Annotated in this window: 11 protein-coding genes; 7 read left to right on the top strand and 4 right to left on the bottom strand. The window is 54.8% G+C overall.

From position 1 onward, the window contains the following. Window positions 1–58 precede the first annotated feature (58 nt). Window positions 59–583: an FMN-binding protein gene (locus tag JYB84_RS02480; protein ID WP_207323068.1), complete on the top strand. Its 525-nt coding sequence runs from the start codon at window positions 59–61 to the stop codon at window positions 581–583. Further along, window positions 580–1,347, top strand: a complete 768-nt coding sequence (locus tag JYB84_RS02475; protein WP_207321879.1) for a PepSY-associated TM helix domain-containing protein — start codon at window positions 580–582, stop codon at window positions 1,345–1,347. Before JYB84_RS02480 ends, JYB84_RS02475 begins: the two co-directional genes overlap by 4 nt. Window positions 1,348–1,354: 7 nt before the next feature. Here the strand turns inward: JYB84_RS02475 and JYB84_RS02470 are convergent, their stop codons facing one another. The 4 genes from JYB84_RS02470 to JYB84_RS02455 all read right to left on the bottom strand — a co-directional run bounded on the left by JYB84_RS02470 (window position 1,355) and on the right by JYB84_RS02455 (window position 11,215). After that, window positions 1,355–2,575 (bottom strand): methyl-accepting chemotaxis protein, encoded by a 1,221-nt coding sequence (locus JYB84_RS02470; protein ID WP_207321878.1) that lies wholly within the window; start codon window positions 2,573–2,575, stop codon window positions 1,355–1,357. A 185-nt stretch (window positions 2,576–2,760) separates the two neighbouring features. Further along, window positions 2,761–4,851 carry an elongation factor G gene (fusA, locus tag JYB84_RS02465; RefSeq protein ID WP_207321877.1) on the bottom strand — a complete coding sequence of 697 codons (2,091 nt, stop codon included), beginning with the start codon at window positions 4,849–4,851 and terminating at the stop codon, window positions 2,761–2,763. A 269-nt stretch (window positions 4,852–5,120) separates the two neighbouring features. Beyond that, a complete protein-coding gene (locus JYB84_RS02460) occupies window positions 5,121–6,524 on the bottom strand; it encodes a diguanylate cyclase (protein WP_207321876.1) in 1,404 nt (467 codons plus the stop codon). Between the two features lie 137 nt (window positions 6,525–6,661). Then, window positions 6,662–11,215, bottom strand: coding sequence for an ATP-binding protein (locus JYB84_RS02455; RefSeq protein WP_207321875.1), 4,554 nt, complete (start codon window positions 11,213–11,215; stop codon window positions 6,662–6,664). 120 nt (window positions 11,216–11,335) lie between these two features. Here JYB84_RS02455 and JYB84_RS02450 point away from each other — a divergent pair, with 120 nt between their 5' ends. From JYB84_RS02450 to rsmE, 5 genes are all read left to right on the top strand, one after another. Next, window positions 11,336–12,247 carry a LysR family transcriptional regulator gene (locus tag JYB84_RS02450; protein ID WP_207321874.1) on the top strand — a complete coding sequence of 304 codons (912 nt, stop codon included), beginning with the start codon at window positions 11,336–11,338 and terminating at the stop codon, window positions 12,245–12,247. Between the two features lie 346 nt (window positions 12,248–12,593). Continuing rightward, window positions 12,594–13,751, top strand: coding sequence for a C15 family peptidase (locus JYB84_RS02445; RefSeq protein ID WP_207321873.1), 1,158 nt, complete (start codon window positions 12,594–12,596; stop codon window positions 13,749–13,751). 71 nt (window positions 13,752–13,822) lie between these two features. After that, window positions 13,823–14,371 carry a SprT family zinc-dependent metalloprotease gene (locus JYB84_RS02440; RefSeq protein WP_207321872.1) on the top strand — a complete coding sequence of 183 codons (549 nt, stop codon included), beginning with the start codon at window positions 13,823–13,825 and terminating at the stop codon, window positions 14,369–14,371. Window positions 14,372–14,490: 119 nt separating this feature from the next. Continuing rightward, a complete protein-coding gene (locus tag JYB84_RS02435) occupies window positions 14,491–15,219 on the top strand; it encodes an endonuclease (RefSeq protein WP_323128507.1) in 729 nt (242 codons plus the stop codon). A 15-nt stretch (window positions 15,220–15,234) separates the two neighbouring features. Further along, window positions 15,235–15,966, top strand: coding sequence for a 16S rRNA (uracil(1498)-N(3))-methyltransferase (gene rsmE, locus JYB84_RS02430; protein WP_207321871.1), 732 nt, complete (start codon window positions 15,235–15,237; stop codon window positions 15,964–15,966). The last annotated feature ends 4 nt before the right edge of the window (window positions 15,967–15,970 follow it).

Genomic DNA, 15,970 nt, shown 5'->3' with positions numbered 1-15,970 from the left:
GCAAAATAAAAGGGGCCTCGGGCCCCTTTTTGACTTTCTGCCAGCGGATAATTTTATGATGAAGCCCCTACTGCTGCTCCTTTCCCTGCTGTTCATGGTCTCCACTCAGGCCGATGAAATCTACCAGAGCAATGATGACTTTATTCGCCAGTCATTGGGTGAACTGCCCAAGGCCCAGGTATTGTGGCTCAGTGATAAGCAGAAGAGCGACATAGAAGAAATCCTCGCCCATAAATTCAACAAATTCAGGGTACGCTACTGGGCCAAGCCATCTCAAAGCGTATGGATATTGGAAGAAATTGGCAAAGAATCCCCCATCACAGTCGGCATCCATGTGGACCAAGGCCACATAGTGCGCACCAAGGTGCTGGTGTACCGGGAGAGCCGCGGTGACGAAGTACGCCATGACTTCTTTACCGATCAATTCAAATCAGCGACACTGACCGACAATCTGCAATTGGACAAAACCATTGACGGTATCACGGGGGCAACCCTGTCGGTGCGGGCCCTGACCAAGCTGTCACGCATTGCCCTGTACCTGGATGCTGCACTGCAACCTCAGGAAGCCCAAGTCTCCCAATGAGCAAAAAGTTACATTCAGGCAAACGCTCGCCCCTGTCGCTGGCCTTCAAACGTCACCTGAGGCCCTGGCACAGGCGCCTGGGTCTGGTCGGCGCCCTGTTTTTAGTGCTTCTGGCCCTCACAGGCGTGGCCATCAACCATGCCGATGATTGGCACCTGCCCCAAAGTCGGGTGACCCTCAACTGGTTGCTGGACTGGTACGGCATTCAACCACCAAACCAGGTTCTGCTGTTTGAAACCGCACCGGACGTGCTCGGTGCAACAGATAACCTGCTGTGGCTTGGAGAACGTCAGATATTGGAAGCCAAGGGTCCCTTGTTGGCGGCGGCGAGGACCGAAGGATTTATTCTGGCCATAGACAGCGACAACCTGTATCTGCTTGACGGCCAAGGGCAACTGCAGGAAGTGCAGGACACCAGTACCGGCCTGCCGAAAGCGCTCGCAAATCTGGCGGTAATGGGGCCCGATGAAATCTGGCTGCAGGCTGCCGATGGCATGTACCAAAGCGATTCGCAATTGATCGAATGGACCCGGGCCATGCCCTTCAAGGCTCCGGAATGGATTCAAGCTGTGGCACAAGCAGATACGGCACTGCAGTTGCAGGCCCGCTCTGCCAGTCTCAATTGGGAAAGGGTCTTGCTGGATCTGCACAGCGGTCGTTTATTCGGTCAGTTGGCCAAGTGGCTGTGGGACTTTCTCGCGTTTGTCTTTGTGCTCATCAGTGTCAGCGGTGGTTACATCTGGTGGCAACAAAAGCGCCATTGAGAGGGTCTCAGAACAGTTCCACACCGCCGACAGGCTCGGGTATTACACCGGATTTCAAGCGCACCTGCTGACGGCGCTTGAGCTTGTCCGGTAGCGCCGATTTGCTGAGTACAAACACATCCAACTTTTGATACAAGGTATCGGCCAGCTTTTGCAGATCGTCTGCCGAAACCGTATGCATTTGTGAATTGTTGAGAGCATCCCGGTTCAACTGCTGCAGACCTTCCATGGCATCCTTGACGTGCACCACGGCTTCGGATTGAATGCGGATAGAGTTGGAGATCTGAGCCACCGCACTGTTGGTTTCAGCGACAGCGCGGTTGATCTCTTCCAGCTCCTGATTGGCACTTTCAATTTGCTTAACCGAATTATCCAGCTGCCCGTGGGTCTGCTGTATATGAGCGGAAAGCACCTCCACTGAGCGTTGAATTGCTTCGGTAATGGCCCGCACCTCATGGGTAGATGCCTGGGTACGACTGGCAAGGGAGCGCACCTCATCGGCCACCACGGCAAAGCCCCTTCCCTGTTCCCCCGCCCTCGCAGCCTCAATTGCGGCATTAAGCGCCAGCAAATTGGTTTGCTCCGAAATAGTGGTAATGACCTCAAGAATCGAACCTATCTTGCTACTGCTCAGTGTCAGGGCCTCCACCTCCTTATAGGCAGCATCCATTTTGCCAGCCAAATGATGAATTGTCTTGACCGCCTCAGCGGTGACCGCCATACCAACGACGGCTCGCTGCTCACTGTGGGCCGACGCCTTGACTATGTTATCCGTGAGATCACTGACCTCATTACTGGCTTGCCAAACCCTTTGCATATCGTCATCTATGCCGGCACTGACACTGGCCTGCAGGCTCGCCTTCTGGGTCATGTTTGCATAAGATTCTGATAAATCCGCAGAGATTGGCTGCAGGCGGCCAAAGGATTCGGATAGGGAAAGTAATTGCCTGTCACAGCGCCCCAGATGGGCATTAATGCTTTTCTGCATCTCACATACCAGGCTGCCCTCATACAACTCCAATCGGCGACTCAAATCTACCTTGTCATCACGGCTCTCCAGCTGACGATAGAGATCAGCCAGGTAAAAGCGTAACCGGGCACGAACGCCGAGAAAAAGCCCCAGCCCCAACAAGCCGAATCCAGAGATCAATGCCAGTGCCAGCAACCGGGATGGAATAGTCACAAAACAGGCAGCGGCCAGAAGCAGGTATCCCAGAATGACAGCCATCAAGATTGTCCAAGGGGCGTGTTGTTTCATAGAAAAATCCCTATCTCTTTATGTACGTTCACCGTACCCAGACAGCCAAGCAAGTATGGGTGATGACCCAAGGCTGTGCCAGAGAGACGCATATACCGCCAGATCACAGACATAAAAAAACCCGCCATAAGGCGGGTTTTTCATTAGAAGTTCAATTACTTCTTGGCGGCGTTTTTGGCCTTGGTCTCAGCAATTACAGTATCTGCCACGTTGGTTGGACATGGGCTGTAGTGAGAGAATTCCATGGAGAACTGACCGCGACCAGAGGTCATGGTACGCAGATGACCGATGTAACCGAACATTTCGGCCAGCGGTACGTCTGCCTTAACGCGTACGCCAGTCAGACCAGCTTCCTGATCTTTGATCATGCCGCGACGACGGTTCAGGTCACCGATAACGTCACCTACGTGATCGTCTGGAGTGAACACGTCAACCTTCATGATAGGCTCCAGCAGCTGTGGCTTGGCCTTAGGCATGGACTGACGGAATGCACCTTTGGCGGCGATTTCGAAGGCGATGGCTGATGAGTCAACTGCGTGGTAAGAACCATCGAACAGTTCAACTTCAACGTCCAGCACAGGGAAACCGGCCAGAGGACCTTCACCCATCATACCAGCAAAGCCTTTCTCGATAGCTGGCCAGAATTCCTTAGGAACGTTACCACCCACAACGGTAGAAACGAACTTGAAGCCAGAACCTGGCTCGCCTGGACGGATGCGGTAGTCGATCTTACCGAACTGACCAGAACCACCTGATTGCTTCTTGTGAGTGTAACCATCTTCAACTGCTTGAGTGATGGTTTCACGGTAGGCCACCTGAGGAGCACCTACAGTCAGATCCACACCGTGAGTACGTTTCAGGATGTCTACCTTGATGTCCAAGTGCAGTTCACCCATACCCTTGAGGATGGTGTCACCGGTTTCCTGGTCGGTTTCAACCTGGAATGATGGATCTTCAGCAACCATCTTACCCAGAGCAACACCCAGCTTCTCGGAAGCGCCCTTGTCCTTAGGAGTCACGGCGATGGAGATTACTGGCGTTGGGAAGATCATGGGTTCCAGAGTACATTCGCTCTTAGGATCACACAGGGTGTGACCGGTTTGAACGTTCTTCATACCCACGATGGCGATGATGTCACCGGCTTGGGCAGATTCGATCTCTTTACGATCGTTGGCGTGCATTTCCACCATACGGCCGATACGCTCGGTCTTACCGGTAGCAGAGTTCAGGATGGTGTCACCCTTCTTCAGCTTACCAGAGTAGATACGGATAAAGGTCAGGGCACCGAAACGGTCATCCATGATCTTGAACGCCAGAGCGCGGAAAGGCTCGTCTACAGAAACGGTAGCTACTTCACCGGTCTCTTCACCAGTCTCTGGATTGGTCAGAGGCTGAGGATCAACTTCGGTAGGAGAAGGCAGGTAGTCAACTACTGCATCCAGTACCAGCTGCATACCTTTGTTCTTGAACGCGCTGCCGCAGAAGGTGGGGAAGAAAGACAGGTTGATGGTACCCTTACGGATACAACGCTTCAGGTCTTCGATAGAAGGCTCGTTACCTTCCATGTAAGCTTCCATCAGGTCGTCGTCCTGCTCAACGGCAGTTTCAACCAGCATTTCACGGTATTCTTCAACCTGGTCGACCATGTCGGCAGGGATTTCTTTGATTTCGTAGTTTTCTGGCAGACCAGTGTCATCCCATACGTAGGCTTGACGGTTCAGAACGTCAACTACACCCACGAACTCGTCTTCACGACCGATTGGCAGGGTCATAACCAGAGGATTGGCACCCAGTACTTTCTTAACCTGGGCAACAACGCGCAGGAAGTCAGCACCGATACGGTCCAGCTTGTTCACGAAGATGATACGGGCAACTTCGGAATCGTTGGCATAACGCCAGTTGGTTTCTGATTGTGGTTCTACACCGCCGCTGCCGCAGAATACACCAACACCGCCGTCCAGTACTTTCAGAGAACGGTAAACTTCAACGGTGAAGTCAACGTGGCCGGGTGTATCGATAACGTTGAAACGGTGATCTTTCCAGAAACAGGTAGTAGCAGCGGACTGAATGGTAATACCACGCTCTGCTTCCTGCTCCATGAAGTCCATGGTAGAGGCGCCGTCATGCACTTCGCCCAGTCTGTGGATTTTACCGGTCAGCTTGAGGATACGCTCTGTGGTCGTGGTTTTACCCGCGTCAACGTGAGCGAAAATACCAATGTTTCTGTATTTTGATAAGTCGGTCATGATTCAACTTTTTTGCTTAGTTTAGAAAGTAGACGGAGTATGCCACAAAAAGCAGCAGACCACACATCAGGATTTAAGGCGCATATTGTAAATGGGAACCCTTCGCGGCGCAAACAGCTTCGCCACTTTTTAGCAGCCAAAGTGCTTAGCCCTAAAGGCTTAAGGAATAAAACGATTAAAAATCACACACTAAAGACCTGACCTCTTGAGTCAAACGGCCTGATGACAAACTGTTTAGAAATCAGACAGGCAAGGCAAGATGACGGGCCTTAATCCAGGGCCATTATGGCGCGATGGCGCCCCTCGGACTTGGCCTGATACAGGGCTTTGTCGGCTCGTTCCAGGCACGACAGCATGGATTCATCCGGTCGCAGTACCGCCAGTCCCACACTGCAACCCAGGGATATACCTTTGCAAAATCGTTTGGCGGTTACCGCGGCAAGCAAGGCTTCGGCCCGGGTAACCCCCTGCTCCGGTGAGCAGCGCTGGCACACTATGACAAATTCTTCACCTCCCCAACGGGCAAGAATATCGTCCTGCTGCAATTGCGACTGCAACACGCTTGCCAGTTCCACCAGAACCTGATCTCCTGTGTTGTGTCCATGTTCATCATTGATCTCTTTGAAAAAGTCCACGTCAATGATCATCAGACAAATGGGATAGTGCCGTCCGGCCAGGGTGGCGGGGTTGTCATCAACCCACTGATTAACATAGTGGCGGTTGTACAGCCGCGTCAGGGGGTCGTGCCAGGAAAGGAAGGCCAGCTCACGGTTGGAAGCCTGCAAGTCCTCACGCATCTGCTCCAACTGTTGGTTTTTCAACATCAATTCACTGTTGTAGCGGCTGATAATCTGATTGCGCATAAACAGTAACAGACTGCTCAGAAAGGCCAAGCCCAACCCCCAGTAGAGCAGGTCGTAGTCGGTCTCATCTATGACCTGAATATTGTTCCACTTCTGGTAAAAGGCGAGGCGCTGCTGATCGCTGATATTGGCAAGCGCGGCATTGATATCCTTGAGCATGGGCTCCAGCTCGGGGATCACCGCCATCCGCAATTCATCCTCGGGCCCACCCCAACCGGCGATCTTGAGATTTGAAAGACCGCTATCCTGGATCTGGGCATTCACCGAAAACATGGCGCCGACATAGAGATCGGCCTTGCCTGTGGCCACCGCAGCCAAGCCTTCGCGCTCGCTGGAGACCAGGCGCAACCTCACCCTGGGATAATAGGATTTAACGTATTCCTGCAGCCGATAGCCCCTCGGCACCGCCACCGAGCGATCGCCAATTTGCTCAAAACTCTGCAAAAAAGGCTGCTCCTTGGTGGATACCAGCACATTGGGTGAGCGGAAATAAACATCACTGAATCTGAGGTAAGCATTGCGCTCGCGGGTTTTGTTCAGCATGGGGCTGAGTTGACAGCCGCCCCGCTTGAGCAGCTCCAGGGTGTCCTGCCAACTGCTGGTAGGGATAAGCTCAATGCTGAACCCCAGATAATCAGCCACATAACGCAAGTAGTCCGATGAAATTCCTATATGACGGCCTTCATGCAGGGCCTCAAAAGGGAGCCAATCCGGATCGACACAGACACGTATATGCCGGGGCTGGGCCCCCATGGCCATGACAGGGACAAATAACAAAACACAGGCCATCAGTTTGCCGCGCCAAACCATATTCGTTTTAATCCTCCGCCAGAGTTCTCCAGTCTGAGCGTAGCGCACTTTCAGCGCCAACGCAGTCAGCCACTGCCCTCCCGCTAAAAAAATACCCGCCAAATGGCGGGTATTTTCAATCAATTAGCCTTTTGGGCTCAGGCTTCGACGGGCGATACCACGAACAGCAGATCCCCTTGAGACACCTGTTGACCATTGGTGTTGAGGATACGCTCAATGCGGTATTTCTGATCTTCCGGATAGAGCACTGCACCCTTGCGGTTGAAGCCGGCCAGTGTCACCTGGGAGAACATCTTCATGGCTTCGGTCAGAGCCAGGGTTTGATCCACTGTCACTACATCGCCTTCCTTGACGAAGTCGGCTTCGCCGGGAGCGGGAGAGGTATAGAAGATACCTGCGCCCTGTGCCAACACCTTGAGTTCGTTGGACTCACCCACACGCAGAGATTCGGTGTCTACACCCTGGGTCTCGGCGGCAGCTTCCATCTCGGCAATCAGCGCAGGGATATCCAGCTCGGCCAACAGGCGTGGCAGGTAGTTGGTGTCATACACGCCTTCGTTGAAGGTGGCATCCTTGAGGATACGCTTCAGCAATGGAATGTTGGTGGCAATACCCTTGATCACTACGCTGTCGAGGTAGTCATAGAGCTTGGCGACCACGTCTTCACGGTTTTCACCACGAACAATGATCTGGGCAATCAGACTGTCGTAGTAAGGCGACACTTCTTTGCCTTCGGCAGCGATGGAGATGATTTCCACATAGTCGCGCTCAGGCAGTACACACTCGGTGATCTTGCCTGGGTTCGGTACCAGTTGCAGTACACCATTGCTGTCGAGCGCGGCCTTCTCGGCGGTCACGCGCACTTCCATGGCGTAGCCAATTTCTTTCGGTTCCAGCTTCTCGATGGAGCGACCGGCAGCGATGTCGAATTGGGCAGAAACTATGTCGATACCTGAGGTGGCCTCGGTCACTGGGTGTTCCACCTGCAGACGGGTGTTCATCTCCATGAAGTACACTTCGTTGGCATCCAGGTTGTAGATGAATTCCACAGTACCTGCGCCCATGTAATCCACGGCATCACCGAGGGCACGGGTGTAATCCAGCACCTGCTGCTTCAGTTCAGGCGGCAGCATGGTGGAACCTGACTCTTCGATCACCTTCTGGTTGTTACGTTGTACCGAACAGTCACGCAGACCCAGTACCTTGGTGTTACCGAACTTGTCACGCAGCAACTGAACTTCGATGTGACGCAGTGAAGTCACATATTTTTCCAGGTACAGGTCGCCATTACCGAACGCGGCAGCCGCTTCGGTGGAGGTCTTCATAAACAGCGGGATCATATCCTCGGGGCGCCTCACCACCTGGATACCCTTACCACCACCGCCCTGTACCGCCTTGAGCAGTACCGGATAACCGATTTCACTGGCCACGTTCACCGCCTGCTCGGCGTTGGACAGAATGCCGTGAGAACCGGGTACCACAGGCACGTTCTGGGCCTGGGAGGTCTTGATGGCGTTGGACTTGTTACCCATGGTGGTCATGGAGTGCACACTCGGACCCACAAAGTTCACACCGTTGTTCACACACAGGGCCGCAAACTGTGGGCTTTCGGACAGGAAGCCGATACCAGGGTGCAGTGCGTCAACCTGCTCGTACTCGGCCACTTTCAGCACTGAGTAAGCGTTCAGGTAAGATTCGTCGGAGGTGTTACCACCCAGACACACCAGCTTGTCGTTTTCCTTCAGCATGTCGGCCGGTACGGCTGTCATGTCGGGATCCGAGGCCACCAGCACCACATTGATATTGTTGTCGTGTGCCTTGCGGATCAGTTTCACCGCAGTACAGCCACGGGCGTGTACCAGCACCTTGTCGATGGGCTTCATCAGCGCACGTGGGTCATCCTGACGGATTTCCTCGTCTTCCACCTGGGTATCGGGTACCAGGGTAGACAGGGCGTTGGTGATCACATCCTCAATGCGGGTCGCAGGCATTGGCATCAGCGGATCTATGCTCGCCAGTTGACCGTCCAGAGTGTCGCTGAAGGGGTTGTACACCAGCCCGTTCATGGCACCCGGTACCTTGGACAGGTAGTTGGACAGGGTCGAAGTGGACGGCAGGTAAGCCGGTACCACCATCTGGCCGGCGAACGGCATGTTGGTACCGGACAGGTAGTAGGTCTGCACCAGAGGATGGGTCACGAAGGACGCCTGGGCACCACCGGTACAGTCACCGAAACCGAACATCAGCACCGGCAGTTCGTTGTCACGGATAAAACGGGTAATACGATCGTTCACCACAGCCATGGAGAACAGTGCCGCGGCGCCTTCCTTGGTCTGCATACCACCAGAGGAGATAAAGCAGATCACCGGCAGCTTGCGCTTGGCACACTCGATCAGCAGGGCAGAGAACTTCTCGGCGGAGGCCATATCGAAGGCACCGGCCTGGAAGGCGGTGTTGGACACGGCCAAACCCACCTTGAGGCTGCTGCCCTGATGTTCAAAATCGGCCACACCTGTGATCAGACCACAAGGACGGATGCCCTTGTCGATAGCATCTTCAATGGACAAACGGAAACCGGGGAAGTTGAGCAGGTTGGCAGACATCTTGTCGCCATTGATCTCTTCGAAATGCTTGAAGAAGCGGTTGATGACATTTTCCCAGGTCATCTTGCCGGCCTTCTTCTCATCACGCAGCACTTTCTGGATCAGCAGATCCTGGTAGCCCATGGTCAGGCGGTTCCAGAAGTCTTTACGACGACCGATACGCACCGGGTTGATGGTGCCTGTGTACTTGCCGTTGTCTTCTTCGCTGTCGAAATACTCGGGCAACAGGCGCTCGAAGAAGTAGGTCAGGATAACGAACAGAGAGTCGTTCAGCTGTGGGAAGCCCACGCTTTTCCACTGCTCAGTCTTGGTCAGCAGTTCGGCACGGTTGGACTGAGACATAAAGTACTTCAGCCACTTGTAGAACTTGCTCTTGTCGTTGGCTATGTCCTGGGTAGACAGGGCACGGTCGATTGCCTTGTGCAGCAGACTGTCCACAGAGGCGCGGGACAGGCTCTTGGACATCATGGCTTCCTTGGCGATGGATGCCAGGCTGCCGACCACGTTGTCGTACAGGGCGTTGAAGATCAATATGTTATAGCATTGCCAAATAAAGTCTTCACGCAGTTCGTGATTAACCACCACGTCCAGCACTGTCAGGTTGTTCAGCTCGGGCCAATCGGCCTGGGTCACTTCGGCAGGCAGTGTCTCCAGATAGTGGATCAGGCCCTTGAAGTTGTTGGCGGCGTTGGCTTTCCAGCGATGGAACAGAGACCAAACGATGTTGAACATCAGCGCCTTGCGGGCCTTTTTGTAATTCTCTTTCGGCTCACCCAGAATCAAACGGGTCAGCATGTTGCGCTCGGTGGCGATATCGGCACGCTTGGCAACAAAGTTATTCCACAGCTTGGACAGTTCCTCGTCGTATACCACCTTGTCCGGTGCAGACAACCAGGACTGGAATACCTTTTCCTGTTCCTTCTGGATACGTTCCAGCAGATCACCCTCGGGCACACTCACCTTGGACAGGCGACCGTATTGCTCCTGGGAGATGGAATGAATTCGACTGCGCAGGGTCAGGTAACGCAGATAACGGTAAGCGCTGCCGAACAGGTTCAGATGCATGGTCGGGCTGCTGGCCACCGCCATATTGGCTGTGGTGTCCAGGGCCTTGATGTTTGGCGATGGATTCAGGAAGCGATGCAGCGAACGGTCATAGTGTTCACGCAGATCTTCGGACTCTTTCACAAACTTCACTGCGGCACGCTCTACGGCCTCAATGGAGCTGATGATAGCGCGGCGCAGGTTGTGCTGACGCTCGTCGCGATCTGAGGGTGAAAAGTCGATAATGCCGTCGATACAACCGGCTGTGTACAGCTCTTCCGGAGATACACCCACGGACTTGGCACATTCCTGCCATGACAGGTTGTATTTGCGGGCAATGCTTTGCAGACCCTGGGGCTGAATGGTGTTGAAGATACCGTCGCGCAAAGACAACAGAATGTTGGCTGCAGCCAGGGGGATGGCACCACCGGAATAACCGGCACCAATCACTATACCTACGGTTGGCACGTCGACGTTGGCACTCTCGGCAATGGCCTTGGAAATGGAGTGTGCCTGGTTGTTGCTGTTGGCAATTTCACCCGCATCGGCACCGGGGGTGTCGATAAGGTACACAATGGGCATGGACAGTTCGGCGAAATGGCGAATGGCCTTGCAGGCCGCCAGGTGATGCTCGGGCATCCAGGCACCGTTGGCTGTGGTGCGCTCCTGGGCGATGAAACCGATACGACGGTTACGGCTGCCGAAACTGAGATCTACCTCGGCGCTGTAGAAGGAGCCCATATGGGTCTCGGTGATCACCTTGCCTTTCAAATCGGCAATGATACGCTTGGCACCGGGACGATTCTTATCCTGGGTGGGCTGGATCACCTTGGCCACATAGCCATCTACGTCCAGTTTGGCCAGGGTCTTCAGGTTGGCCTGGATGGCATCATCATCCAACAGGCCTTTAATTTCATCAGATAAACTCTGTTTGCTGTGTTTGGGAAACAGCGAAAAATCCTTTGCCAGATGCTCCGCCTGCAAAAACAGGGGATCGGGCGTCTGTGCTTGAGTCGTTGTTACGGGCTGCTTTTTGCTGGTCATCAAGAGATCCTCTGCTAAGCCTCTGAAAATTTTTAGCCAATAAATATAACTTTGTTCTTTCGCCAATTGCCATTAAACTGCCTTGGACGCTTTGTTCCATATTTGAGACAGTAGAAAAACATGCCAGATTTGAATGGGATGGCGCTGTTTGCCGCAGTGGTCAGATCTCAGGGTTTCAGTCAGGCGGCCCGGGATACCGGCCTGCCAAAATCCACCATAAGTCGCAAAGTTGCCCAATTGGAAGAACAACTTGGCGTGCGATTGCTGCAAAGAGATACCCGCAATCTGAGTCTGACCCAGGTAGGCGCCCTCTTTTATCAGCATTGCGAGTCCATAGTCAACGAAGTGGAGGCGGCCAAGGCCGTCATAGAACATACCCAAAACGATGTCAGCGGCTCGCTGCGCATTGCCATTCCTGTGTCCTTCAGCCAGGAGCTGATTGCCAAGCTCTGCAGTGGCTTTATGCGCCTCTACCCCAATGTGCAGCTGGATGTGCAATTTACCGATTCGGACGTGGGTCTGGTGGGTGAAGGTTTTGATGTCGCCATCAAATACGGCCCGTTACAATCCTCGGATCTGGTTGCTCGCTTGCTGTTCGAGCGCCAACCCATATTGGTGGCCAGCCCAGGTTATTTAAAAACCAAGGGCATCCCAGCCACCCCCTCTGAGCTGGGGGATCACTCAGGCATTTTGCTGGGAACCTCCCGTTCGGCTCCCATCTGGCCGCTGGGCAAGGGCAGCCGCAAGACCATGGTCAGTTTTAACCGTAAAGTGCGGGTCAACAGCTCCATCATGGTCAAACAGCTGGCGTTGGATGACTTCGGTATCGCCATGCTGTCCCATTCGGTGTGCAAAAAGGAGTTGGCCAGTGGCGCTCTGGTCCCCATATTGCCCGAATGGCCCATGGAGCCCTTCAAGGTCTATGGGGTCTATTCCAGCCGTCGCCAGTTGGCCACCAATATCAGTGTGTTTCTGGACTTTTTCGCCAAACGTATCGGCAGCCAGGAGTCCCTGCTCGGCATGATGGGCTGAAAACCGCCGGCCGCTTGCATCCAAACGTTCAGCCATCAGCATCAGCGTGTTCCCAGACTTTTTCGCCAAACGTATCGGCAGCCAGGAGTCCCTGCTCGGCATGATGGGCTGACAGCCACCTGCATCCAAACCAGCAGCGCGCGCCAGGACTTCTTGGCCAAACGCATAGGCAGCCAGGAATCCCTGCCCGGTATGATGGGCCGAGGGCTGCAACAGTGACAGGATGAAGAATTCTTGAACCTGTAACTCGATTTTCGGGCCACGCTGTGATATCCCTGTTTTTCAACTAGAATTATGTCAAATCAACGCCATACATCTTTGTCCGGCCAAGTTTAAAGGAATTCCCATGTTCAAGCGCCTGCTTCCGGCAATGCTCTCTTTGGGGCTGACAGCCGCGCCATTTGCCGTTTTTGCCAACCTGGATGTCGAGGAGGCCCGTCTGACCAAGGCCTACAGTGAACTCCCCGAAGTCAGCCAGCGTTATCAGGGTTTATTGGAGGGACTGGTGGAAAAGTATGCCGCCAGCACCGAAGAGTTGGCCGTCACCAATACCATGGCACACCAGGGTCTGCGCCTGTGGCAGCAGGCGGTGCGCGATGTGCAATCGGGCAACCTGGACGACAGGCCGCTGTACTGGTCCCGACTGGCCATGCGCACCAAGCTCAAGCAGGAGAAACCAGGCTTCAACATCGCCCCCTGGCAGCGCGACATTCTGGTCAAGGCCGTGGAAAAATCCTCCCGCGGCTTCAGTGACATCCATTTTGCCGACGATGTGCAGCTGAAAATCCTGCTCACCGGTTTCGATCCTTTCTTCCTCGACCGCAATATAGGCCAGAGCAACCCGTCGGGTCTGGTGGCGCTGATGCTCGATGGTTACCGCTTTGAGGTTAACGGCAAAAAGGCCCAGGTGGAAACCGTGATGGTTCCGGTGCGTTTTGCCGACTTCGATCAGGGCATAATTGAGTCTTTACTGACGCCCTTCTACCGCAATAACAGCATCAACATGGTGCTGACCGTCAGCATGGGCCGGGACAATTTTGATCTTGAGCGCTTCCCCGGACGCAACCGCAGCGCCGAAGCCCCCGATAACCTCAATGTGATGACGGGTGCCAGCAAGACCGCGCCTCTGGCTCCCATGCTGGATGGCAAGATGTTGAACGGCGACGAATTTGTGCAATTCTCACTGCCGGTCGCCGCCATGCAGGCCGTCAAGGGACGCTGGCAAGTCAACGACAACCACAGGGTCACCACCTTGCAGCGGGGCGAATTCGATGCCGCTTCCCTGAAGGAACTGACCGATGCCACCTCGGTGGAAGGCTCAGGTGGCGGATACCTGTCCAACGAGATTTCCTACCGCGCCATCTTGCTGCAACAGCAGTTCGGTCGCACCCTGCCCGTGGGCCATATCCACACCCCCAGGATCGCCGGCTATAACGCCGATGAAGAGGGCGCCATAGCCGAGCAAGTGAAGGCCATGGTGGAGGCCGCCGCCAAGGCGCTGTAAACTGGGACGGTCGCAGGCGTCATTGTCTCTGGCAATGACGCCTTTTTATTATCTCCAGCCATGGTCAGCAGATGTTCAAGCGCTTGTTCAGCCGAGCCCACAGGCCCGTAATTCAGGGAGCGAGAGAAGCTCAGTGTGTTCCCGCCACCCGGGCGCAGGAAGAGGCGCAAATTCATCTGGAAAGTGCCTGCTTGCGGGCCGAAGCCGTGCTTGGCATCCAGGTGCCACGCCCCGCCCTCAGTTTCAAACTCAGGGGCCGCTGTGCCGGAATGGCCCACTTGCAGGAAAACCGTATGCGCCTCAATGCGGTGCTGCTGGAAGAAAATCCGCAGGTATTCTTCACCGAGGTCATTCCCCACGAACTCTGTCACCTGCTGGCTTACCGCCAGCATGGCCGGGTTGCCCCCCATGGCCGCGAATGGCAAGCCCTGATGCGCGGCGTCTTTGGCCTGGCACCCCGTACCACCCACAGCCTGGACACCCAGTCTGTCAGTCGCAGCGTCGACTATCGCTGCGGCTGCGGCACCGTCCCCCTGTCCATTCGGCGTCACAACAAGGTGGTTCGCGGCCAAAGCCAATACCTGTGCCGCCGCTGTGGCCAAAGGCTCAGCGCTGCCTGAAGCCCGGTTGCGACCGGGATAACAATCCCTTACCATGCGGCTCCATAACAGGACACTGACGCCGACTCAAATCGTCAGTCAGTGCCGATGACAATTGCTATTTTCGGGAATGCCTTATTTTGCTCAGAGCTGCGCTGCTGTTTTTGCTGTTTTTTCCTGTTTCGCTGTTGGCCTCAACCGGTCATCCAAGTGATTTTTCCCAGGCCAAGAAGCTGGCCCGCAATATTTATCAAACCCAATTGCCGCTGCAGAGCTTTTATTGCGGCTGCGACATCAAGCTGCAGGGCAAGCAATGGCAGCCGGAGCTCGCCCGCTGTGGCTACCAGGTGCGCAAACAGGCCCAAAGGGCCGGGCGAATCGAATGGGAACACATAGTACCTGCCTGGGAGCTGGGACATCAGCGCCAATGCTGGCAAAAGGGCGGCCGCAAGCAGTGTGCCGAGCAGGATCCGCAATTCAGGCGCATGGAAGCCGATCTTCACAACCTGGTGCCGGCCATAGGTGAGGTTAACGGCGATCGCAGCAACTTCCGCTTCAGTCAGTGGAATGCCATGGCAGGCCAATACGGCAGTTGTGACATGGTGGTGGACTTCAAGGGCCGCAAGGTACAGCCGCCGGCACGCAGTCGCGGGGCCATAGCCCGAACTTATCTATACATGCAACAGAGCTATAAACTCGCCCTGTCCAGCAGCCAATTAAAGTTATTCCAGGCATGGGATAAAACTTATCCAGTTGATATGATTGAATGCAAACGCGATAAGGCCATAGCCGAGGTGCAGGGAAATCATAATCCCTTTGTGGCGAAAGCCTGCCAGTCTCACCCGAGCGCGGCAAAGGTTGCCGACTGAATTTCAGGAACACAGATGAGAGTGCCACGTATTTATCAACCCTTTCCCCTGAGCCCTGGCGCAGAACTGGCCCTGGATGAAGACGGTGCGGCCCACATAGGTCGGGTGCTGCGCATGGGTCCGGGTGAGCAGTTGTGCCTGTTCAACGGCGACGGCAAGGATTATCTGGCCGAAATCACCGAGGCCGGTAAGAAATCCGTCACTGTGCGGGTCCTGTCCGGGCAGACCAATGAGTCCGAGTCGCCCTTGCACTTACACCTGGGACAGGTGATTTCCCGCGGCGATCGTATGGATTTTACCCTGCAAAAATCGGTGGAGCTTGGGGTCAACACCATTACCCCGCTGTTTTCCGAACGCTGCGGCGTCAAGCTCAGCGGTGAGCGCCTGGATAAACGTATCCAGCAGTGGCAGAAGATAGTCATCAGCGCCTGTGAACAATCGGGCCGCAGCACAGTACCCGAAGTCAGACCGGCAATGGAATTGGCTGACTGGTGCGCCGAAAACACCACGGCGCTCAAACTCAATCTGCATCCGAGGGCGGCACACGGTATCAATGGTCTGCCACTGGAGAACAAGCGCATCCGCCTGTTGATCGGCCCTGAAGGGGGACTTTCTGCCGAGGAGATAGCCATGACAGAGAACCACGCCTTCACCGACGTATTGCTTGGCCCCCGGGTGTTGCGTACCGAAACCGCCGCCCTGACCGCCATTACAGCCCTGCAGCTCAGACTTGGCGATCTGGGCTGAGCGA

The sequence above is a fragment of the Shewanella cyperi genome (assembly GCF_017354985.1).
GTDB classification, from domain to species: domain Bacteria; phylum Pseudomonadota; class Gammaproteobacteria; order Enterobacterales; family Shewanellaceae; genus Shewanella; species Shewanella cyperi.
This window is presented reverse-complemented; position numbering and strand designations above follow the sequence as displayed.

Bases quoted from the DNA above. Each gene is read 5' to 3' on its own strand.
- JYB84_RS02480 (WP_207323068.1), top strand. From the start codon at position 59: ATGAAGCCCCTACTGCTGCTCCTTTCCCTGCTGTTCATGGTCTCCACT.
- JYB84_RS02475 (WP_207321879.1), top strand. From the start codon at position 580: ATGAGCAAAAAGTTACATTCAGGCAAACGCTCGCCCCTGTCGCTGGCC.
- JYB84_RS02470 (WP_207321878.1), bottom strand. From the start codon at position 2,575: ATGGCTGTCATTCTGGGATACCTGCTTCTGGCCGCTGCCTGTTTTGTG.
- fusA (WP_207321877.1), bottom strand. From the start codon at position 4,851: ATGACCGACTTATCAAAATACAGAAACATTGGTATTTTCGCTCACGTT.
- JYB84_RS02460 (WP_207321876.1), bottom strand. From the start codon at position 6,524: ATGGTTTGGCGCGGCAAACTGATGGCCTGTGTTTTGTTATTTGTCCCT.
- JYB84_RS02455 (WP_207321875.1), bottom strand. From the start codon at position 11,215: ATGACCAGCAAAAAGCAGCCCGTAACAACGACTCAAGCACAGACGCCC.
- JYB84_RS02450 (WP_207321874.1), top strand. From the start codon at position 11,336: ATGCCAGATTTGAATGGGATGGCGCTGTTTGCCGCAGTGGTCAGATCT.
- JYB84_RS02445 (WP_207321873.1), top strand. From the start codon at position 12,594: ATGTTCAAGCGCCTGCTTCCGGCAATGCTCTCTTTGGGGCTGACAGCC.
- JYB84_RS02440 (WP_207321872.1), top strand. From the start codon at position 13,823: ATGTTCAAGCGCTTGTTCAGCCGAGCCCACAGGCCCGTAATTCAGGGA.
- rsmE (WP_207321871.1), top strand. From the start codon at position 15,235: ATGAGAGTGCCACGTATTTATCAACCCTTTCCCCTGAGCCCTGGCGCA.